This is a genomic window from Brucella cytisi (genome assembly GCF_038433355.1).
GTDB lineage: Bacteria > Pseudomonadota > Alphaproteobacteria > Rhizobiales > Rhizobiaceae > Brucella > Brucella cytisi.
This window is the reverse complement of the sequence record NZ_JBCAUP010000047.1, coordinates 1-20,815: the sequence shown is the minus strand read 5'-3', so window position 1 is coordinate 20,815 and position 20,815 is coordinate 1. Positions and strand designations below refer to the sequence as shown.

Below are 20,815 nucleotides of genomic sequence, written 5' to 3'. Positions count from 1 at the left end.
ATCCATAGAACTCGCCTACGATTCCCTTACGGAAGAGGAGGACGCATGCCATGAAGATGACGCCCGTCACGATCGTTACCGGGAAGTCGGATGTTGCGAGATAGTTCTGCAGCGCAACGACGAAAGCAGCGCCGACGATGGGGCCTATGAGTGTTCCGATACCGCCCAGAAGCGTCATGAGGATCACTTCGCCCGACATCTGCCAGCCGACATCGGTCAGCGTTGCAAACTGGAAGACAAGCGCCTTCAGGCCGCCTGCAAGACCCGCGAGTGCTGCCGACATGACGAAGGCTGCAAGCTTGTAGCGGTTGACGGAATAGCCGAGCGAAACCGCGCGGTTCTCGTTTTCGCGTACCGACTTCAGGATCATGCCGAAGGGCGAGTTGATGATGCGCCAGATGACGAAGACGCCAAGGACGAACACGGCCAGCACGAAATAATACATGTTCATCGGCTGGTTGAGGTCGATGATGCCGAAGAGATATCCACGCGGCACACCCTGCAATCCGTCTTCGCCATGGGTGAAGGTGGCTTGCAGGCAGAAGAAGAAGAACATTTGCGCCAATGCCAGCGTAATCATCGTCGAATAGATGCCCTGACGGCGAATGGCGAGATAACCGATGACGAGGCCAAGGGCGGCTGCGGCGAGAACGCCGAGTACGAGACCGAGTTCCGGCGTGACGCCCCAGACTTTCACCGTATGGGCTGTGATATAGGCAGCGCCGCCGAAGAAGGCCGCATGGCCGAAGGACAGAATGCCGGTATAGCCCAAGAGAAGATTGAAGGCGGAGGCGAACAGCGCAAAGCACAACATCTTCATCAGGAAGATGGGGTAGACCATGAAGGGTGCAGCCAGCAGTCCCACAAGGGCGATGCCGAGGACGATGACCGAGAGGCTGTTGACGGCAGGCGCCTTGCTGTCGCGCGGGGCTGCGGTGGCCCTGAGAGCGGTCTTGAGAGCAGTATCAGCCATATCAGGCCTCCTTCCCGAACAGTCCGGCGGGTCGAACCAGAAGGACGATAGCCATGATGACGAAGATGACGATGCTGGAGGCTTCCGGATAGAAGACCTTGGTGAGGCCTTCCGCCAGCCCCAGCACATAACCGGTGATGATGGCGCCCAGGATCGAGCCCATGCCGCCGACGACCACCACGGCAAAGACCACGATGATGATGTTGGACCCCATCAGCGGGCTGACCTGATAGATCGGCGCGGCCATGATGCCCGCAACACCGGCAAGCGCCGCACCCAACGCATAGGTGAAGGTGAGGAGCAGCGGCACATTGATGCCGAAGGCCTTGACCAAAGTGGGGTTTTCCGTCGCGGCGCGCAGATAGGCGCCAAGCTTGGTCTTTTCGATCAGGAGCCAGGTGCCGAGGCAGACGAAAAGCGAGGCGACGACCACCCAGGCGCGATAGTTCGGCAGGAACATGAAGCCGAGATTGTGCCCGCCCGCAAGCGAAGGCGGCACGGCATAGGGCTGACCGGCAGCACCATAATAATAGCGGAACGTGCCTTCGATCACGAGGGCAAGGCCGAAGGTGAAGAGCAGGCCATAGAGCGGATCGAGATTGTAGAGCCGCGACAGGGCCACGCGCTCGATGATCGCGCCACCGAGGCCGACGATAAGCGGGGCGAGGATCAGCGCTGGCCAGTAGCCGATGCCAAGCCAGCTCAACAGCAGATAGCCGACAAAGGCACCCAGCATATATTGCGCGCCATGGGCGAAATTGATGATGCGCAGAAGCCCGAAGATGATGGCAAGGCCGAGACTCAGCATGGCATAGAAGGAGCCGTTGATGAGGCCGACCAGCAGCTGCCCGAGAAGTGCCTGCAAAGGTATTCCAAAAATCATTGTCATCGTGTCATACCCCCAGCGCTTCGTTGAGCGCCGCCATGCGGGCGGGCAGTTCGGCGGTGGGGAAGTTTTCCGTCACCACGCCATGATCCATGAGATAAAAGCGGTCGGCGACCTTGGCGGCGAAGCGGAAATTCTGCTCGACCAGCAACACCGTCATGCCACGTTTTTTCAACTCCACCAGCACATCGCCGATGCGCTGCACGATAACGGGCGCAAGACCTTCGGTCGGCTCGTCGAGCAGCAGCACCTTGACCCCGGTGCGCAGGATGCGCGCAATTGCCAGCATCTGCTGTTCGCCACCCGAAAGCTTGGTGCCGGGGCTGTTGCGGCGCTCATGCAGATTGGGAAAGAGTTCGTAGATTTCGTCGAGCGACATCGTGCCCTGACTGCCTTTGGCGACGACAGGCGGCAAAAGCAGGTTTTCATGCACGCTCAAGGTGGCAAAGATGCCGCGCTCTTCGGGCACAAAACCGAGACCTGCATGGGCGATGCGATGCAGCGGCACGCGCATGATGTCCTTGCCGTCGAGCGTGATGGTGCCAGTGCGCTTGCGGATGATGCCCATGATGGCACGCAGCGTCGTCGTCTTGCCGACGCCGTTGCGGCCAAGAAGCGTGATGGTTTCGCCGGGCCAGATATCGAGGTCGACGCCGTGCAGGGCATGGCTTTCGCCATACCAGGCATTGAGCCCGCGCACGGATAATAGCGGTTGGCCTCTATTCATGTTCGGTTCCCATATAGGCGGTGCGCACGCGCTCGTCCCTGGAGACGGTGGCATAATCGCCGGAGGCGAGAATTTCGCCGCGCTGCAGCACCGTGACGTGGTGGGCAATGTCGGCCACCACCTTGAGATTGTGTTCGACCATCAAGACCGCGCGATCCTTCGCCACATCGGCAATGAGGGCGGCAATGGTATGGACATCTTCATGGCCCATGCCCGCCATCGGCTCATCGAGCAGCAGAACCTTCGGATCAAGCGCCAGCGTGGTGGCGATTTCGAGCGCGCGCTTGCGGCCATAGGACAGATCGGCGGCCAGTGCATGACGGGCATCGGCAAGGCCGACCCGCTCCAGAAGCTCGATGGCCTGTGCGTCGAGCCGGTCGAGTGCTGACAGCGAGCGCCAGAACTGTGTGGCAAGCCCATTGGGACGCTGCAATGCGACCTTTACATTTTCCAGCACGGTCAGGTGCGGAAAGGTGGCCGAAATCTGGAACGAGCGCACCAAACCCATGCGGGCCACCTTGGCCGGATCAGTCTTGGTGATGGTTTCGCCCAGAAGCGTGATCTCGCCACTCGATGGCTGCAAGAACTTGGTCAGGAGATTGAAAACCGTGGTTTTGCCTGCGCCGTTGGGGCCGATCAACGCGTGAACACGAGCATGTTCCACATCGAGGTCGACATTCTTGACTGCATGAAAGCCGCCAAAAGACTTGCCCAGTCCGCGTGCCGAAAGAACGGTCTTGCCGGATGAGCCGCCATCGTTCGGCCCTGCTTCATGCAGGGCCGTCATATTGCCAGTTGCTGCGTTCATTCAACCAGCCTCTTTTTACTGCGTTACCAGCGGGCAGCCGCCCTTGTCGAGTGGGCGGAATGCTTCGTCACCGGGGATTGTGCGCAGAACTTTGTAGTAGTCCCACGGTCCCTTGGATTCCTCAGGTGACTTGACCTGAACAAGATACATGTCGTGAACCATACGACCGTCGGCGCGCAGCTTCGCATTACGTGCGAAGAAGTCATTGATATCCATCGTGCGCATCTTGTCGAGCACGGCCTTGCCGCTGGTGGATTTTGCCGCTTCGGACGCCTTGAGATAATTCATGACAGACGAATAAACGCCCGCATGAACCATTGTCGGCATCTTGCCGTTCATCCGTTCCCCGAAACGCTTCGACCAAGCACGGGTTTGGTCATCATAATCCCAGTAAAAGCCGGTGGTCAGTGTCAGGCCCTTTGCAGTTTCGAGCCCAACGCTGTGAACGTCGGAGAGAAACAGCAGCATGCCAGCAATCTTCTGGCCACCCTGAGTAATGCCATATTCACTGGCCTGCTTGAGCGCGGTCATCGTGTCGCCCGACGAGTTTGCAAGAGCAATCACGTCAGCGCCCGATGCTTGCGCCTGTAGCAGGAAAGAAGAGAAATCGGTGGTTTCACGCGGATGACGCACCGAACCCACAACTTCACCACCGCTTGCCTTGACGGCTTCCGCGGTATCGCGCTCCAGCGCATGCCCGAATGTATAGTCAACAGTAATGAAGTACCACTTCTTACCGCCCTCTTGTGTCATGGCGCGACCGGTGCCATTGGCGAGCGAATAAGTGTCCCAGGTCCACTGCACTGTCGTCGGTGAGCAAGCTTTGCCCGTCAGGTCCGAGGAACCCGCTGTGGAGGCAAGAAACGCTACGTCCTTGTCACGTGTGATTTCCTGAACGGCCATGGCGACCGACGATGTTGGTACATCGATGATGGCTTTGACATTCTTCTCATCGATCCAGCTGCGCGCCAGCGTCGAACCGATATCCGGCTTGTTCTGATGGTCGCCCACGATGATTTCGATCGGCTCCCCATTCAACGTGCCACCGAAATCTTCCACGGCCATCTTGGCAGCTACAACCGAGCCGTCGCCAGCAAGATCGAAATTCATGCCGGACATATCCGTCAGCACGCCCAGTCGAACCGGTTCCGCCAATGCCGGGCTTGCGAGCATCATGGCGGCAAAAGCACCCGAAAGCATCATTGATTTCATTTTCATGTTTCCTCCTCCCAAATTATCAACGGTGTCAGCCCGACTGGCCGCTGCTTTCCGCAATCAGTCTCGCCAGATAAAACTGGTCGGCTTGATAGGGTGCGGCCCAGTTGGCGCGGTGTTCTTGATCAATAGCCCTTTTCGTCATCCGCAAGGCCAAGGGTGGGCATTCGGCGACGGTCTGCGCGAAAATCTTTGCGGTTTCGACCGCACCGCCCGCTGGGGCAATCTTGTCGCAAAGCCCCATATTGAGCGCGTCCTGCTCTCCGATCCGCTCATTAGCGAAAAGCACACGCTTGGCGCGCGTGGGGCCGATCAACGATGAAAGCAGGGGCAACCCGCCCCAACCCAGCGTCATGCCCAAACGAACTTCCGGAAACTGGAAGAAGGCACCTTCCGCCAAAACGCGGAAATCGGCTGCCAAAGCCAGGATGCCACCGCCACCAACCGCCGGGCCTTCAACCGCTGCGATGGTGATCTGTGGCAGCAACCGCCACCGATCGCACATAACGCCGCCAAGCGACATGGCCGTGTGGCGCGCAACAGAATCCGCATTGGTGCGCCAGAGATTCTCGTCCTTCAGATCAACGCCACCGGAAAAGCGGCTTCCAGTTCCAGCTATAATAACGACCTGAACACTGTCATCTGCCGCTAACTCGTCAGCAGCCTTTATGAGCGCCTTGATCGCTTCTTCATTGAGAGCATTGGCCTTGCCGCCGCGGTCATAGCGCGCCACCGCAATCGGTCCCTCGCGCTTGATATCGACTATGGCCATTACCATCCTCCCAGTTGTTTTCGCTTTGACATACTACCGAGTATGTTGCATATATCAAACGGGTTTGCAACTGCCCTCTTTTGAAGGTTTAGTTGCGGCCGGGTAGGAGGAATTCAGAAAATGACGCCAGACCAGCGTGCGCTCAACCGTAACCATTCCGTGTTGCGATATCTTCTTGATCAATATGCAACCGAACACCCCACGGCACCATTCGTGCATTTTTGGCCATCGACGAAGTGGGATTACAAGACGACCCGTGACTGCGTTCGCCAACGTGCAGCCACGCTGAAATCCCATGGCGTAAAACGCGGTGACCATGTGCTTTGCTTTATGGGTAACGGGCCGGATCTGCTCACCACCTGGTTCGCGATCAACTATATCGGTGCGGTCTATGTGCCGATCAACACCGCAGCACTCGGACGCCCGCTGGAACATGTACTGGAGGACGCGGATGCCTCGCTGATGATTGCCCACGCCGAGCTGTTGGAACGTTTGCTGGATGTCGCTCCCGGCAAGCTGCGCAAAGTTCTGGTGGTCGAAGGCTCTGTAAGCTGTGCAGTCGCCGGCGTAGAAATCCTGCCCTTGATTGACGTTCAAACAGTGAGTGAAACCGAACTTGTTCTCGACAAACCGATTGAGCCGTGGGACACGCTTGCTGTCATGTACACCTCTGGTACGACAGGCAATGCCAAAGGCGTCGTAACCTCTTATGCGCAGCTTTATACGATGGGTCCAGATGCCTTTGACTGCGTCAATGAAACGGATCGCTGCATGATCTGCGGCCCGATCTTCCATTGCGGCTCCACCCTTTACGTCTATGCCATGCTGGCGCGCGGCCTTTCCATCGGCATGATGCGCGAGTTCAAAACGCAGCATTTCTGGCAGGCCGTCCGGGACACGGGCTCGACCTATTGCCTGTTGCTCGGCGTCATGGCGAGTTTTCTTCTGAAACAGCCCGTTTCACCGGATGATCGCAGCCACCCGCTGCGGCGCGCCTTCATCACCCCGTTCGGTGAGGATGGTCCGTTATTCGCCGAGAGATTTGGCGTGGAGGCCTGGACCATCTACAACATGACCGAAATTGCCAGCCCGCTTGTTGCCGGGCCCGGCATTACGCAAAAGGGAATCGCCGGAAAGCCGCGCCCTTGGTATCAGTTGCGTGTGGTTGACGAGAACGACATCGAAGTGCCAGATGGCGCGGCCGGCGAATTGGTCGTTCGCTCCGACCGCCCCTGGGCCTTGATGAAAGGCTATTACAACAACCCAAAAGCAACCGTCGAAGCCATGCGCAATGGCTGGTTTCACACCGGAGACAGCTTTCGCAAGGACGAAAATGGCGTCTATTTCTTCGTTGATCGCCTGAAAGACGTCATCCGACGGCGTGGCGAAAATATCTCTTCCTTCGCTTTGGAAGCCGAAGTGCTTTTCCACGACAGCGTCAAAGAGTGCGCGGCTATCGCAGTGCCAAGCGAATTGAGCGAGGATGAAGTTCTTATCGCCGTAACCCCAGTTGAGGGACAGAAAATCGTAGCCGGAGAACTGCTGGAGTTTTTGACAGGCCGTCTGCCCCGCTTCATGGTGCCTCGCTATGTGCGAATTTTGGAATCTCTTCCAAAAACCTCGAGCGGTAAAATCCAGAAACATGTACTACGCAGCGAAGGCATTACCGGAGACACGATCGATCGCGAGCTCAACGTGAAGCGCGCAAGCTGATCTCTCAGAATCGAAAGACCTGAAACATCATGGAAAACTTCGTCTTCAACACGACGCCATCCATCGTGCAACAAACCGGCGGACTGTCGAGGATTGTCGATATTGCCGGGCATTTGTTGGGCAAGCGCGTTGTTATCGTCACCGACAAGGGATTGCGTAAGCTCGGATTGCTGAGCCCGGCCACAAACACATTGGAGCAGGCGGGCATTGCCGTTTCGATCTTCGATGATGTGCAGGCCGACCCACCGGAAAGCAATGTTCTGGCGCTGAAAGGCCAGATTGTCGCCCATGAAGCAACTGGTGTTCTCGCCATTGGCGGTGGCTCATCAATGGATGTTGCAAAGGTTGCCGCCCTGTTGGCAAAAAGCGGTGAAACGCTAAACGACATTTATGGCGTCAACATCGCGCGCGGGCCACGCCTTCCGCTCGTGCTGGTACCGACGACCGCGGGCACGGGGTCGGAAGTCACACCAATATCAATTATCACCACCGGAGCAGCGGAGAAGAAGGGCGTGGTCTCGCCTTTTCTGCTGCCGGACATGGCACTTCTCGATGCGGATTTGACCGTCGGTTTGCCAGCAGCGGTCACCGCCGCAACCGGCATCGATGCAATGGTGCATGCTATCGAAGCTTATGCTTCAGCTTCCGCCAACAACAACCCTTTGTCGCGCTCGCTGGCACGCAACGCGCTGCAACTGCTCGGCGCCAATATCCGCACCGCTGTGTTTGAGGGCGGCAACTGCGACGCTCGCGCCGCCATGCTGCTCGGCTCGCTGCTTGCCGGGCAGGCCTTTGCCAATTCTCCGGTTGCAGCTGTGCATGCCCTCGCCTACCCAATTGGTGGGCATTTCCATGTGCCGCACGGCTTGTCCAATGCGCTCGTGCTTACGCATGTGCTGCGCTTCAACCTGCCGGAAGCAGGCCACGTTTATGCAGAAATTGCAGCAGATGTTTTCCCGGAACTCGGCGCAGTATCGGCACAAAAACGTGCTGAAGCCTTTGTTGAAAAGCTGGCAGAACTCAGCCGTGAGCTTGGCGTGCCACAGACTTTGCGCGAAGTGAATATCACGGAAGACGATCTGCCCCTGCTTGCGCGCGACGCCATGAAACAGACGCGCCTTCTGGTCAACAATCCACGCAAGGTAACCGAGGCGGACGCCTTGGCGATTTATAAAGCCGCATATTGATAGCAACACAGACAATCTTATGAAAAAGGCCGGTTTTCACCGGCCTTTTTCGTTTCAATCAACAAATTTCGAACAGGCCCGCAGCACCCATACCTCCGCCGACGCACATGGTCACCACCACGTAGCGTCCATTGCGCCGTTTGCCTTCGATGAGGGCATGCCCGGTCATTCGCGCGCCCGACATTCCATAGGGATGGCCAATCGAAATAGCGCCGCCACTCACATTCAATTTTTCATTATCGATGCCAAGTTTGTCGCGGCAATAAAGCACCTGTGCCGCAAAGGCTTCGTTCAATTCCCACAGATCGATGTCATCAACCGTCAGGCCATGCTGTTTGAGCAATTTCGGCACGGCATAAACAGGGCCGATACCCATCTCGTCGGGTTCGCATCCGGCTACAGCCATTCCGCGATAAATACCGAGCGGCGAAAGGCCCCGCTGTTCCGCTTTCTTCGCTTCCATCAGCACGGAAGCCGAGGCACCGTCCGACAGTTGCGAGGCGTTGCCAGCGGTAATAAAGCCCCCCTGTGCCACAGTTTGACCACCGGAAAAGACCGGCTTCAATCCGCGCAAGCCCTCCAGTGTGGTTTCAGGGCGATTGCCTTCGTCCATCGCCAGTTCAACGCTTTTCGCGGAGACCTCGCCCGTGGCCTTGTCCTTGACAAGCATGGTGGACTGAAGCGGGACGATCTCGGCGTTCAGGCGGCCTGCTGCCTGTGCAGCTGCAGTGCGCTGCTGCGATTGCAGCGCATATTCATCCTGCGCTTCACGCGATATACCGTAACGCGCCGAAACAATCTCCGCCGTCTCGATCATGCTCATATAGGTGGCGGGCAGATGCTCCGTCAGCCATGGATCGTGCCAACGATGAACGTTCATATGCTCGTTCTGCACCAGCGAAATCTGCTCCACGCCACCGCCAATGGCAATCGTCATACCATCGCCGGCGATCTGTTTGGCGGCTGTTGCGATAGCCATCAACCCCGATGCGCATTGACGATCCATCGACTGGCCCGGAACTGAAACCGGAAGGCCAGCCCGCAACAAAGACGTGCGGGCGATATTCATATGGGTCGTGCCTTGCTGAAGCGCAGCACCGAGGACGACGTCCTCTACTTCAGCGCCATCGATGCCAGCCCGCTTGACCGCAGCGGCAATCGCGTGGCCCGCCAGCGCTGGCGCAGTCGTGTCGTTGAAGGCTCCGCGATAGGCTTTGCCAATCGGCGTACGCGCAGTTGATACGATTACAGCTTCTCTCATCAGAGCTCCTCCACTGATGCTGGAACGTAAAGCCTTTTGGCTAATTCTCTCAGTTCCGGAGTAAGCGGAACAGGCCGTCGCGTGTCTCGGTCCACATAGACATGCACATACTCACTCACTGCAGCGGTCAGCTCTTCGCCATCCTTGAAGATGCCAAACCCCCACAGCAAACTGGTATTGCCGATATGCTCGACGCGAACCCCAACAACGACATTGTCAGGGTAGAAAATCTCGGAGAAATAATTCGTTGAATTGCGCGCAACGATACCAATGGGGGTGGAGCCATTCAGCTCCAGAGCACCAGACGCAATAAGCGACCGGTTCAATGCTGCATCGCAATATTGCATATAGACGACATTGTTGACGTGACCATAAATGTCCATATCGCTCCAGCGCGTCTGCATCTCGTAGAACTCCCGGTAGCCTGACCGGGGTTCAGCCTTCGGGCGCGCTTTGGAGGCCGTCATTCGATAACCTCATTAGCGCGCGACGTCGCGATGATGCGATCCACATGCGCCAAACCAGCGTCGGTCTCGATGAAATTGGTCATGTCATCGATCTTTGTGAAAGCAGCGGCAACGGCTTCCGGTGTTCGCTCACCCTTCGGTAGATAAACCCCTTCACTTTCTACAATCGCCATACGGGCCACAGTCCCCGCACCAGCCAAAAGTACAGTGCGGCTTGGCGCCTGTTCACTGACGAGGAAGAGAGCAGCGGGAACGACATTTTCGGGTGCGAGGCGCACCAGCATTTCTTCGTCCAGCACATCGCCGGTCATGCGCGTTGCAGCAGTCGGGGCAATCGCATTGACATGAATGTCGTACTTGTCGCCTTCAAAATGCAACACATTCATCAGGCCGACGAGGCCCGCCTTGGCCGCTCCATAGTTGGACTGGCCGAAATTCCCATAAACCCCCGACGTGGAAGTCGTCATGAGGATGCGACCATAGTTCTGGCCTTTCATAATGTCCCACACAGCGCGACTGGCATTGGCCGAGCCAATAAGGTGCACGTCAACCACGGCGCGAAAATCGAACATTTCCATTTTCGCGAAGCTCTTGTCGCGCAAGATCCCGGCATTGTTGATGAGAATATCAATGCGACCGAATTCCTCGACCGTGCGCTTTGTCAGCGCCTGCATGTCTTCGAACTTCGTGACATTGCCAGCGTCAGCAATGGCAACGCCACCATTGGACCTAATTTCCGCAACAACCTTCTCGGCTGCTTCCGATGCTCCGCCGGTACCGTCACGGCTACCACCGAAATCGTTCACGACGACTTTTGCGCCGCGCGCTGCCAGTTCGAAGGCATAAGCGCGCCCAAGCCCTCCGCCCGCACCTGTTACAATTGCAACACGATTTTCATAAGAAATGGCCATGTGAACCTCAACCTACTGTTAATATGAGCCAATCAGCGGCCAGCGCTGGCTTTGCTTCGTCTTTGATTTCAACTGTCGCTCCAAGGATCTGGAGCTGGCCATTGCCCTTCGGCTGAACCGATTTCGAATTGAACGCACCACGAATGAAAGAACCCACCTTCACCGGCGCGAGAAAGCGGACTTTGTCGAACCCATAATTGATTTCAACCATACCCGCGGCAACCTCCGGCAAAACCTCACGACTGAGCTTGGTCAACAGGCCAAGCACGAGAAAACCGTGTGCAATAGTGCCACCAAAAACACTTTCCGTCGCTGCGCGTTCCGGGTCTGTGTGAATGAATTGATGATCATCGATCACGTCCGCAAACCGATCCACAAGCTGTTGATCGATCTTAATCCAGTCCGAGTACAGGAGCTGGCTTTCTGCGTTTGCAATGAGTGCTGACGCAGCAGAATTAGGGCTAATTTCCAAAATTACATCCTCCAGGCGTCGAGAAATGGACGGTAGCCGCATTAATCAACAACATACTGAGTAGTATGCACTTGAACATGGCTTTGTCTAGTGGCATTTTGGCATCGAAGTTTGCTAGGCTGGGCTGCCGCTTACCTATGCATAAATCGGAGTAGCAGATGGCTGACAGCCGCCGAAATAACCGAACGGACAGTACCGGGAATGTCGTAATCCTGGAAACCGCCGCTCAGTGCTTCATGGAGCAAGGCTTCGCCACAACAAGCATTGATGATGTGGCGCGCAGGATGGGTTCGACCAAAGGGCGCATTTATCACTACTACTCATCGAAGACGGATTTGTTCTTCGACGTGCATCGCGAAGGCATGGATCGACTGTTCAAGGCTGTCGAACCGGTCATGACGATGAACGGCTCGGGCCTGCACCGACTTGAGGAGATGCTCATGGCGCATGCGCTAGCCATGATGACCAACGTCGCTTTCGAAGCCGTGGTAGTGCAAGGCGTCCATATGCATAAACTGGCGGCAACCACGCCAGATCAGCGCCGCACACTCAACGAGCTTATTTCCATCCGACGCCGGTTCGAGGATTTGTTCAAGCAGATAATTCGCGACGGGATCGATGACGGCAGTATTCGGGAGGTAGATGTATCGATAGCGGCCAAAGCCGTACTCGGCGCGATCAACTGGTTGTCCATCTGGTATCAGCCGAGAAGCATTCAAACTGAGAACGACAAAATTGCCTTGGCCAAAGAGATCGTGAGCATCCAGATAAATGGGCTTCGTCGATCCAACTAAGTATTGCGATAACGAAACAAGCTGGGCCTCCCAAGCTTGATAAGTGAGGGTGAGTACAGCGATTTCAGATCGGCTGATGAGGAAATGGAAGAGTCTTGATGCTACTTAGACGGATCAAGCCCTCCGAATTGTCAGTCCGAACCCGCTCGTTGGTAGACCGCTGGTAGTGCATCTACCAGGCGGACCGGATGCAAAGGTATTATCAGGCACTATATGTAGGTGAAGTGCCGGATAAGTATATCCGGCGCCAGTCACCAAAGCGGGCCTTATTTAGCATCGACGATTTCCTTGGGGAGCGGTGTACCGAGGTATTTTTTTACCGCGTATTATAATTCAGCGCGTACCGGGCAACCGGCTGCCTAATTGGTTCTGGTGGCCGTGACGGCGGTACGAAGGCCTGCACGATTTCCCCCAACGGGAGTTTCAACAAAGCGGTCGAGCCGGAAGTTGGATGCTGTTTCAGACACAACACATTATGCGAAGGCGGTTTTATTTAAGCAATCAGCTTTTGGCTTAAATAGTGGGCGAGCTAGTCACCTGAATCTGAAGTTCGGTTCATTGTTTTCTGGCAGAAACGCTTGACCGACGCGAGGATTTGATCGGCAGATTTAACCCATTTGTAGGGTGTGGGGCTTTCGTTGTGTGCTTTGATGAAGGCATTAATGTCAGCCTCGAGTTCTGCTGTTGAACGGTGTGCGCCACGCTGTAACTGCTTTCGCGTCAGTTCTGCAAACCAACGTTCGACCTGGTTAATCCAGGATGCCGACGTAGGTGTGAAGTGAACATACCAATGAGGTCGCCGCGCGAGCCATGCTTTGATCTTAGGTGTCTTGTGGGTTGCATAGTTATCCATCACCAGATGGACGTCTGGCCCGTCGGGCAATTCGGCGTCGATCCGTTTTAGAAAGTCAAGAAATTCAGCGGCTCTGTGACGCTTGTAGCAACGACCGATTACCGCGCCAGTGGCAACGTCGAGCGCGGCAAATAGGGAAGTTGTGCCATTGCGCACATAAGTATGCGTCCGCCGTTCAGGGATACCCGGTGCCATTGGCAGAACTGGCTGCTCACGATCCAGCGCCTGGATTTGCGACTTCTCATCTACGCATAGAACAATCGCCCGATCTGGTGGCGACATATAAAGCCCAACAATGTCCTGGACCTTGTCAACAAACAGCGGATCGGTGGACAGTTTGAATGTCTCCGATCGATGTGGTTGCAAGCCAAAGGCTCGCCAGATCCGCCGGATAGTGGTGTGCGAAAGCCCGCTATTGGCTGCCATCGAACGGATGGACCAGTGCGTGGCATCTGTGGGTATAGTGTTCAACGTACGCTCAACAACCTGAGCAACCTGCGCATCGGAAACCGTTCGTGGTCGACCTGCACGATACTCATCTGTCAGGCCTTCAATGCCATCCTGTGCAAACCGGCGGCGCCACTTACCAACAGTATGTTCGTGAACACCCAGGCGTTCGGCAACCTCCTTGCTGTGCAGACCCTGAGCGCACAGTAAAATCATCTGGCAACGATCTGACAAGGAACGTGGCGCTTTATGCTTACGCACCTGGGATTCAAGGAACTTCTTATCCGCCTCGTTCAGAACGACGAGGTCCGCTGGCCGGCCAATCATGATAAAAACTCCTGTTCCTCTGACAGAAGCTAAACAATATGAGGCTTACTTTAGTTCCACCTGACTAGGACAAGCACTCTTAATTAAGGGTCGACGCCATCATCGGTAGGCACACGCAAAAACTTCCTGGAAGTATATTTCCGCTTTCAGTGGCTCAAGCGCCGCCGATAGTGTTCACAGGTTGTCGGTTCCCGACAACACGGACGATAGCGAACCATCCATAAGATCATTGATTGCTGTAGACACGGAGATGTCAGGCCTTACCGTAGAAGCGGCGGCGATCGACGGTGCGGATGCTACTTGCTGATGTTGCGGCCATCAGCAGTGATCGGTGAAACTGGCAGGCCGAGCGGGATTCGAACTTTTATGCCGAAGCACTCGACTGGCGCTCCGCCATTCCATAGTCTATGTCAGCTTTCGGGGACTCTTAAGCATCAGTCAAAAAGACCGAAGTAAAACGCTTTCAACAACGTTCCCAATCTTTGGACCTTATTGACTGAATTTTGAAAATTTGCACCCAGCCGCTCTCGCCGCCGCGGCGGCCGCTGCTGACTTTACATCGCGACCCGCACTGCCGCCGCCGAACCGCCCACGTATTTCCGACGCGGTGTTTAACTCTCCACGGGAAAAGGCCCGTGTCCGAGCAATGGCGGCGCGAGGGCGCTCATCGTCGGAGCGCTCGGCTTCGAACAAATAAAGGACGCGCTCAGCGCATATGGCAGCCCATTCCGCGACCAAACGCCGATCTGACACGCTGAGCGTCTGCACCGAAATCTTCATTGCCGTGACCTGTAGTGCTTCGACCGAAAACTTGTGGTCCGGCAACTTATATCTTCACGTCGCCCAAAACCAGAATGTCCGCTTCCCACCTCATCCTGGTCGTTAGCAGCAAGAAAAAGCGGAACTTCCGTTTTGGGAAGCATGTGAATGTATCGCTAACGTCTGGATTGGAGGCGCAATGCGGACGCACATCTTCTCCGCAATCAGGGCAGCGAGTGATTGGGGTGGCTTCTATTACTCATAAATATGTGGTATTGAGAGCGATAGAAACGGATTTTATCCCTCATGCCCTGGAATTGGACACAGCCTGATTGGCCGCATTTTCGCTATGACGCATCCGCGCTCGTGGCACTGGAACAGCGATTTCTGCTCTCCTCCGGCGAGGTCATCGGCGCTGTGCGCCACATTAATCCCGACGAGCGCGACCGATTGCGCATCGAACTCTTGAGCGACGAAGCGATCAAGACGAGCGCGATCGAAGGCGAAACATTGGATCGCTTAAGTGTCCAGTCATCGCTCAGGAGACAGCTTGGCCTGGACACGGACCGGCGTTCAGTGCAACCGCGTGAATATGGGATCGCGGAAATGACGGTCGACGTTTATGGCACCTATGCCCTGCCGCTTGATGATGCCACTCTCTTTCGGTGGCATACCATGTTGATGGCAGGTAGTCGACATCTGGAAAGTATCGGTGCTTATCGCAGCCATTCCGACGCTATGCAGATCGTCTCTGGCCAGCTGGACCGTGCGACGATCCATTTCGAGGCGCCGCCATCAGCGCAGGTGCGAGACGAAATGCGTCAGTTCATATCGTGGTTCAACGCAAGCGCTCTGACCAGCGGCACGCCCCTCCCCGCGCTTACCCGCGCCGGGCTTAGCCATTTGTGGTTCGAAAGTATCCATCCGTTTGAGGACGGCAATGGGCGGCTTGGTCGCGCGCTGGCCGAGAAAGCACTCGCCCAATCGCTGGGGCAACCAAGCCTGATCATGCTCAGTTTTACCATCGAACAGCAACGGAAGGCCTATTACGATCAGCTGGAAATCCATCAGAGAACCCTCGACGTCACCGAATGGTTGGTGTGGTTTTCCCAAACCGTGCTGAGGGCTCAGCAAGCAACACTGGATCGCGTCGCCTTCTACATCGCCAAGGCGCATTTCTACGACCGGTTCAGGGGGGCGTTTAATCCCCGTCAGGAGAAAGTCATTGCGCGTCTGTTCGAGGCAGGACCGGGGGGCTTTATCGGTGGCCTCAGTGCCGACAACTATCTGGCCATAACAAAGACCTCACGCGCAACCGCCACCCGCGATTTGCAGGATTTGGTCGACAAGGGCGCGTTGACGCGCAGCGGTCAGCTTCGCTTCACCCGATACGCACTGAACTGGCGAGCACGTCATTGACGACAACATACTGGAAACGGTATTGCCAAGTTGTTTGTGATTGGTGCACGGGCGCGCGGCGGTTGCTTTTTCAAGCCGTAGGTTGTACCGGCGGGGACGAAAGACGGTATTTATCTGATCGTGGGCTGAGGAAGCGCTGTGCTTGGCGGGGCGATTTGAACCGCCCCATCATCTTCTCTCTCTTCCTGGTTTGGCGGTGTGCGTTTTCAATTCTGTTGTTCAGGCCGTTGTTGGCCCGATGATCAGCATCCGGGGCCAGATTTTGTATCGGCTTGATAGAGCTGCGCAGCTTGTCCGTTACGACGACACGCGGTTCACCGAATTGCTTGACAAGTCCAGAGAAAAAGCGCTTGGCAGCCTTGGTGTTGCGGCGAGTTTGAACCAGAATGTCGAGTACGTCACCATCGGCGTCAATGGCCCGCCATAACCAGAATTTCTTTCCGCTGATCGTGATGAAGGCCTCATCCATATGCCACTTATCGTTTGGCCTGGGCCGGTTCCTGCGAATGCAAGCGGCAAAATGTTGGCCAAAGAGCGTGATCCAGAGACGAACCGATGATAGGCCCAGACGGCGTAGACGACAACTTCACGGGGAAAACGAAACCCCTTCAAACGAGGGAAAGTGCTCGGTAAATTCTTGTCGCCTAGATAGAGGAAACGCTGCGGTCAAACAACTTGGCAATACCATCAAGCTTGCTCGGCCGTTCCGGCGCCCTGAACGTCGGTTCGATAATATCCGCGCTCAAATACTTCGCAATTGTGTTGCGCGTCAGCCCCGTATGTCGGCTGATTTACCGGATCGACTGCTTCTCGTGCAGCGCCATCCGACGGATGATACTTAAAAGCCCCATGTGGATCACTCCGTTGCCCCGTCGCTCACCGCGTTGGGGGAAGGTTTCTGCACGATGGTGATGCAGATGTCGATGGCTTTCTGTCGTTTTCATTGAGTGTTCAGAACCGGCGCAAGTCACGCGCCGGCTATGCCTTTGCCCATCACGTGGAAGCTGTGCTGAAAGCACATAAGATTGCTTACAAGCGTGAAGCAACCACTGAGAAACGCAATGCAGCAGATTTTCTGTTTCCGGATGAGGCATCCTATGCCAATCCCGCCTTCCCCGCAGAAAACCTTCGCATGCTGGCAGTCAAGACGACCTGTAAAGACCGCTGGCGACAGGTCCTCGCTGAAGCGAACAGGATTTCAGAAAAGCATTTGCTGACCCTTGAGCCCTCAATTTCCAGAACCCAGACCACGGAAATGCAGGCGCAGTCGCTGCGGTTGGTCCTGCCAAAAAGCATTCACACGACCTATCACAGCGATCAGCAGGAATGGCTGATGAATATCGGGGAGTTTCTCGGGCTGGTAAAAAGCTCATAGAGGTCTCTCTAACAAGTCAGTTTATTTTTTCGGAGCCCCGAGGCCAAACTATGGATGAGCTAATCGCGATCGTGACACGTTTCAGGCGCGCCATCGAAGAAACTGATCGCGGCAATTTACCGGTTTAGTTCAGGGATTTCCCTGCAGGTGCCTGTGGCGATACATCGCTACTACTCGGTTTTTATCTGAAGCAACAGGGATTGGGGAGTTGGGATGGCACCGTAACTTTAACCTGTGCACAGATGCGTGTTGATCTATGATGTCGTGATTGGTCAGATTACAGGCGCGCGATATTGCGCCAGACAGCGTTGGCTGTTTGGCGTAGTTCGCGGTGGATAGCAGAGGTGAAGCGGTCGACGCAGCATGGCGCGCTGAAGTTCTATCACGACGTTGGCTTCGAGCAGAATAAGACAGGCTTTCAGATTCGGCGCATTCCACCTCGGCCTTCGTGAGGCGTCACATATAAATCACCGGTGAATGCCCTGATATCCGTCTACCGTATATCTGTGCCCCTTTTATGTTCAGGAGCCTTCGGTGTCGCGAGCAAGATCGAAGTTCCAGCCGAGAGGCTCGACAGCGCTTCGCAGAGCACGCCGTTCGCGCCGGTGCTCGGCTTCCTTGAAAGCCTTGTCGCTATCGGCGGTGGTTATGCCGGTAATTGGCGTTTTCTTTCGGCTGCGGCTCATCGTTTTCAACCCTCTTTGCCTGGAGAGTAGCTGCTCCAAACGAGTTCAAGCTCAAGCCTGTCCGTCTGTGTTGTTTACCGAGTATTGATGGAATCCTCGGTAGCCCAGTCTCTCTATAGATGCATTATTCGCTCGGGGCGACAAATAAAGAAAGGCTAAGCCAACGACCCTGGGTTGAGATAGCAACCTCTTGAGCCCATCATAGCTCAGTCCAGTTTGAGCCTGTCAGCCAGTCGCGCCATGAGATCCATTCGTTCATGAAAAATTGCCACCACCAGGGCAGGCGCACTCTCGCGCGGCAAACAAAAAACGTAATGATGCTGGCAATGTGCCATCCGCAACTCTGGAAAGAGTGCGCTCATATCCTTGAAAATGCCTTGTCCGACCGCAAGGGCGGCAATTCCTTGTTCCAGTTTGCCGACATAGCGGCGGACTTGCGCAGCGCCCCATTGTTTGCGTGTGTAGCGGATAATATGGCGCATATCGGCTTCCGCATGTACCGTAAGAATATAGGCTGTCAAGCGCGATCCCCGCCGAGTTCATCTTCCAGAATTTCGGCTACGCTTTTGGTGGATATATCCCCTGCCAGACCATCGCTGATGCGGCTTCCCAGCAAGGCTTTCAGCTCTTGCCATGCCTGATCAGCATTGGCATCGCCGGGGAACAAGCGTTCGAGGGCGTATTGCTTGATAGTCTTGCCCTGCAAGGCCGCCAGAGCCTTAAGGCTCTGGTGTTGCTGGTCCGTTATGTCGATTGTCAGACGGCTCATGGGGCTGCCTCCGTATAAATACACAAACCCACATTAGCACATTTGCGGAGATTTCGCTACCACCATTCTTTACCAATCAGTACAGTTACCCCAGAGCTTCACTGAACTTGGATTTGCCAATACAACTGGAAGAACGCTGCGACGAAAGCGCCCGGAAACCAGTATTACAGGTTGGAGCGCAAGCAGAATTGATGCGATGCTAGATGCGGCCATCTTGGGGCGTGTAAGGTAGAAAGATAATTCCACCACAATGGATGACATGTTAATCAAGGGCCAGATGACGCATTCTCACCTACAGGAAAGATCGAAATTGAATCGTGCTGTTCACTCACTTTTTGTTTTCAGACTATCCGGATTGTTTCTGGCGCTAATCTTTTTTGCTACCGGCTTTGGCGATCCAGGTTATGCCGCAGAGCAGACAACCCCTGTTACGAAAGTCAGCGGTTCCAAGCCTCCTTTGCGCAAACTCAATGCGAACCCGAAGCAAGCTTATGAAATCCGGCTGAAACTCGAAAATGTTTCCGATATCTCGCCAGTGGATCGAGGTAGCGCGCTGTTTGCATCGGTAGAGGGTACTATGCAGTTCGATGTCCGCAATGCGGCCAAATGTGGCAAGAGCCGCTGGCTTGCCGGCAACGTACCCGTTATCTCAAGCCATGAACCATTCCGTCTTTCACCCATTTCGGCGACCGAATACGCCGGTACAGTGTATACCGATCTGATTCTGGATGAGGATTACTATGGACGTGGCGTGTGTCACTGGCAAATGACCGAGGCTCGCGTCGCTCTCACAGCACGCGATCGCGAAGACGACACCCGCTTTGTTGCTGACTTGACTGCACAAAAGATGAGCGCCGGTGATACGCAGCAGCGCTATTTCTGGAAAGGGTATTATCCGCACTTCGAGCAGGGGAAATTCGCTGATTACGGTATAGCCCAGCTGTCGACTGTAGAGAAAAGCAAGCGCGATCAGTACTTCACGATCACCTTGTCGGCCAAGGCGATCGGCCAGTAACTGGATCTTTTGCAAGACGTGGGCCAAGACGAAAATGGCGACTGTCCATGCGACAGCCGCCATTTTCTTTAACCTCTAAGAGCCTGAATCATAATGAACGTAACGATATCAGGCTCTTGCGATCCTTCGGGTGAGGAAGCGGATATTTGCGATGTAGATCCACGCTTCAGAGGAAGCGATGGTTTTCTCGAAGTCCTTGGTCAGTCTGCGACACCGTCCCAGCCATGCAAATGTGCGTTCGACAACCCATCGACGCGGGAGTAGTTGGAAACCTTCAGCGCGATCAGACCGCTTGACGATTTCCAGTGTAAACCTCCCGACCTTTTCCAGCCTGCCTTTGAGCTTTGGTCCTGCGTATCCGCCGTCAGCAAAGATATGCCGCAACCACGGCCAACGTTTGAGAATGGTTTTCAAGACATCCGGCGCGCCGTCTCTGTCCTGAATGCCCGCAGAATGGATCACGAGACCAACCATCAGGCCGAGAGTATCAACCACAATATGACGTTTGCGACCGTTGATCTTCTTCCCCGCATCAAAACCTCGTATTCCGCCGCTTTCCGTGGTTTTCACCGACTGGCTATCGATCACACCAGCCGTGGGGCTGGGCTGCTTGTCGGCCTGTTCACGCGCAATCATCACAAGTGTGTTGTTGATGGTCCGCAGCATGCCATCATCTCTCCAGCGGTAGAAATATTTCTGCACCGTGGAGAATGGTGGGAATTCAGTAGGCAAAAGCCGCCACGCACCGCCCGAAGAAGCTATATAAAGAAGCGCGTTCACCACTTCTCGCAGGTTTGTCTTTCGAGGGCGACCGAGATGTCGTGGCAAAGGCATCAGCGGTTCGAGCACAGACCATTCCGCATCCGTTAAATCGCTTGCATAACGCGAATTGCGACGCTCATACTGTCGGCGAGCGGTTTCAGTCCAGGCCATCGTGATCTCCATCGTATGTCAGAAATCCGATTGAATCATAACCTGC

General features: G+C 55.4%; 22 protein-coding genes and 2 pseudogenes. 6 read left to right on the top strand and 18 right to left on the bottom strand.

Going from position 1 to position 20,815, the window contains the following annotated elements:
• From AAE521_RS26215 to AAE521_RS26190, 6 genes are all read right to left on the bottom strand, one after another.
• Positions 1-973, bottom strand: a 973-nt coding sequence (locus AAE521_RS26215) for a branched-chain amino acid ABC transporter permease (RefSeq protein WP_342061776.1), incomplete at its 3' end; no start/stop codon positions are given.
• 1 nt (position 974) lies between these two features.
• Positions 975-1,862, bottom strand: coding sequence for a branched-chain amino acid ABC transporter permease (locus AAE521_RS26210; RefSeq protein WP_010659466.1), 888 nt, complete (start codon positions 1,860-1,862; stop codon positions 975-977).
• Positions 1,863-1,866: 4 nt separating this feature from the next.
• The gene (locus AAE521_RS26205; RefSeq protein WP_010659467.1) at positions 1,867-2,586 is read right to left on the bottom strand and encodes an ABC transporter ATP-binding protein; all 720 of its coding nucleotides are present in this window, start codon (positions 2,584-2,586) and stop codon (positions 1,867-1,869) included.
• The gene (locus AAE521_RS26200; protein WP_342061775.1) at positions 2,579-3,394 is read right to left on the bottom strand and encodes an ABC transporter ATP-binding protein; all 816 of its coding nucleotides are present in this window, start codon (positions 3,392-3,394) and stop codon (positions 2,579-2,581) included. Before AAE521_RS26200 ends, AAE521_RS26205 begins: the two co-directional genes overlap by 8 nt.
• Positions 3,395-3,409: 15 nt before the next feature.
• On the bottom strand, positions 3,410-4,612 hold the full coding sequence (locus tag AAE521_RS26195) for an ABC transporter substrate-binding protein (protein ID WP_342062937.1): 1,203 nt from the start codon (positions 4,610-4,612) through the stop codon (positions 3,410-3,412).
• Between the two features lie 28 nt (positions 4,613-4,640).
• Entirely contained in the window at positions 4,641-5,381 is a 741-nt protein-coding gene (locus AAE521_RS26190) for an enoyl-CoA hydratase/isomerase family protein (RefSeq protein WP_071634496.1), read from the bottom strand.
• Between the two features lie 120 nt (positions 5,382-5,501).
• On the opposite strand from AAE521_RS26190, the gene AAE521_RS26185 reads away from it, so the two are divergent.
• Together AAE521_RS26185 and AAE521_RS26180 are read left to right on the top strand one after the other, a co-directional pair.
• Positions 5,502-7,094: an AMP-binding protein gene (locus tag AAE521_RS26185; RefSeq protein WP_342062936.1), complete on the top strand. Its 1,593-nt coding sequence runs from the start codon at positions 5,502-5,504 to the stop codon at positions 7,092-7,094.
• 29 nt (positions 7,095-7,123) lie between these two features.
• Positions 7,124-8,281, top strand: a complete 1,158-nt coding sequence (locus AAE521_RS26180) for an iron-containing alcohol dehydrogenase (protein WP_342062935.1) — start codon at positions 7,124-7,126, stop codon at positions 8,279-8,281.
• A 58-nt stretch (positions 8,282-8,339) separates the two neighbouring features.
• Here the strand turns inward: AAE521_RS26180 and AAE521_RS26175 are convergent, their stop codons facing one another.
• From AAE521_RS26175 to AAE521_RS26160, 4 genes are read right to left on the bottom strand one after another with little or no spacing between them, the layout of a single operon-like run.
• On the bottom strand, positions 8,340-9,542 hold the full coding sequence (locus AAE521_RS26175) for an acetyl-CoA C-acyltransferase (RefSeq protein WP_342062934.1): 1,203 nt from the start codon (positions 9,540-9,542) through the stop codon (positions 8,340-8,342).
• Entirely contained in the window at positions 9,542-10,009 is a 468-nt protein-coding gene (locus AAE521_RS26170) for an acyl-CoA thioesterase (protein WP_342062933.1), read from the bottom strand. Before AAE521_RS26170 ends, AAE521_RS26175 begins: the two co-directional genes overlap by 1 nt.
• Positions 10,006-10,920 carry an SDR family NAD(P)-dependent oxidoreductase gene (locus AAE521_RS26165; RefSeq protein WP_342062932.1) on the bottom strand — a complete coding sequence of 305 codons (915 nt, stop codon included), beginning with the start codon at positions 10,918-10,920 and terminating at the stop codon, positions 10,006-10,008. Before AAE521_RS26165 ends, AAE521_RS26170 begins: the two co-directional genes overlap by 4 nt.
• A gap of 7 nt (positions 10,921-10,927) precedes the next feature.
• A complete protein-coding gene (locus AAE521_RS26160; protein ID WP_342062939.1) occupies positions 10,928-11,392 on the bottom strand; it encodes a MaoC family dehydratase in 465 nt (154 codons plus the stop codon).
• 158 nt (positions 11,393-11,550) lie between these two features.
• Between AAE521_RS26160 and AAE521_RS26155 the strand changes: the two genes are divergently transcribed.
• A complete protein-coding gene (locus AAE521_RS26155; RefSeq protein WP_342062931.1) occupies positions 11,551-12,186 on the top strand; it encodes a TetR/AcrR family transcriptional regulator in 636 nt (211 codons plus the stop codon).
• A gap of 529 nt (positions 12,187-12,715) precedes the next feature.
• Here AAE521_RS26155 and AAE521_RS26150 read toward each other — a convergent pair.
• Positions 12,716-13,813 (bottom strand): IS630 family transposase, encoded by a 1,098-nt coding sequence (locus AAE521_RS26150; RefSeq protein WP_105543390.1) that lies wholly within the window; start codon positions 13,811-13,813, stop codon positions 12,716-12,718.
• 489 nt (positions 13,814-14,302) lie between these two features.
• The gene (locus AAE521_RS26805) at positions 14,303-14,593 is read right to left on the bottom strand and encodes a putative immunity protein (RefSeq protein ID WP_371264663.1); all 291 of its coding nucleotides are present in this window, start codon (positions 14,591-14,593) and stop codon (positions 14,303-14,305) included.
• A 285-nt stretch (positions 14,594-14,878) separates the two neighbouring features.
• Between AAE521_RS26805 and AAE521_RS26145 the strand changes: the two genes are divergently transcribed.
• Positions 14,879-15,991 carry a Fic family protein gene (locus AAE521_RS26145; RefSeq protein WP_342062930.1) on the top strand — a complete coding sequence of 371 codons (1,113 nt, stop codon included), beginning with the start codon at positions 14,879-14,881 and terminating at the stop codon, positions 15,989-15,991.
• 51 nt (positions 15,992-16,042) lie between these two features.
• On the opposite strand, the pseudogene AAE521_RS26140 reads toward AAE521_RS26145, so the two are convergent.
• Positions 16,043-16,603, bottom strand: a pseudogene (locus AAE521_RS26140) (IS6 family transposase); the annotation flags it as partial.
• Between the two features lie 65 nt (positions 16,604-16,668).
• A pseudogene (locus AAE521_RS26800) lies at positions 16,669-16,851 on the bottom strand (IS21 family transposase); the annotation flags it as partial.
• Positions 16,852-16,889: 38 nt separating this feature from the next.
• Between AAE521_RS26800 and AAE521_RS26135 the strand changes: the two are divergent.
• Entirely contained in the window at positions 16,890-17,366 is a 477-nt protein-coding gene (locus AAE521_RS26135) for a type II restriction endonuclease (protein ID WP_342062938.1), read from the top strand.
• Positions 17,367-17,887: 521 nt separating this feature from the next.
• On the opposite strand, the gene AAE521_RS26130 is transcribed toward AAE521_RS26135, so the two are convergent.
• From AAE521_RS26130 to AAE521_RS26120, 3 genes are all read right to left on the bottom strand, one after another.
• Positions 17,888-18,052: a hypothetical protein gene (locus tag AAE521_RS26130; RefSeq protein WP_167375576.1), complete on the bottom strand. Its 165-nt coding sequence runs from the start codon at positions 18,050-18,052 to the stop codon at positions 17,888-17,890.
• Positions 18,053-18,258: 206 nt separating this feature from the next.
• Entirely contained in the window at positions 18,259-18,573 is a 315-nt protein-coding gene (locus AAE521_RS26125) for a type II toxin-antitoxin system RelE/ParE family toxin (RefSeq protein WP_071634019.1), read from the bottom strand.
• A complete protein-coding gene (locus tag AAE521_RS26120) occupies positions 18,570-18,821 on the bottom strand; it encodes an antitoxin (RefSeq protein ID WP_071634018.1) in 252 nt (83 codons plus the stop codon). Before AAE521_RS26120 ends, AAE521_RS26125 begins: the two co-directional genes overlap by 4 nt.
• Positions 18,822-19,080: 259 nt before the next feature.
• Between AAE521_RS26120 and AAE521_RS26115 the strand changes: the two genes are divergently transcribed.
• Positions 19,081-19,836: a hypothetical protein gene (locus tag AAE521_RS26115; RefSeq protein ID WP_143132851.1), complete on the top strand. Its 756-nt coding sequence runs from the start codon at positions 19,081-19,083 to the stop codon at positions 19,834-19,836.
• Positions 19,837-19,944: 108 nt separating this feature from the next.
• On the opposite strand, the gene AAE521_RS26110 is transcribed toward AAE521_RS26115, so the two are convergent.
• Positions 19,945-20,769, bottom strand: coding sequence for an IS5 family transposase (locus AAE521_RS26110; RefSeq protein WP_342060385.1), 825 nt, complete (start codon positions 20,767-20,769; stop codon positions 19,945-19,947).
• Positions 20,770-20,815: the final 46 nt, after the last annotated feature.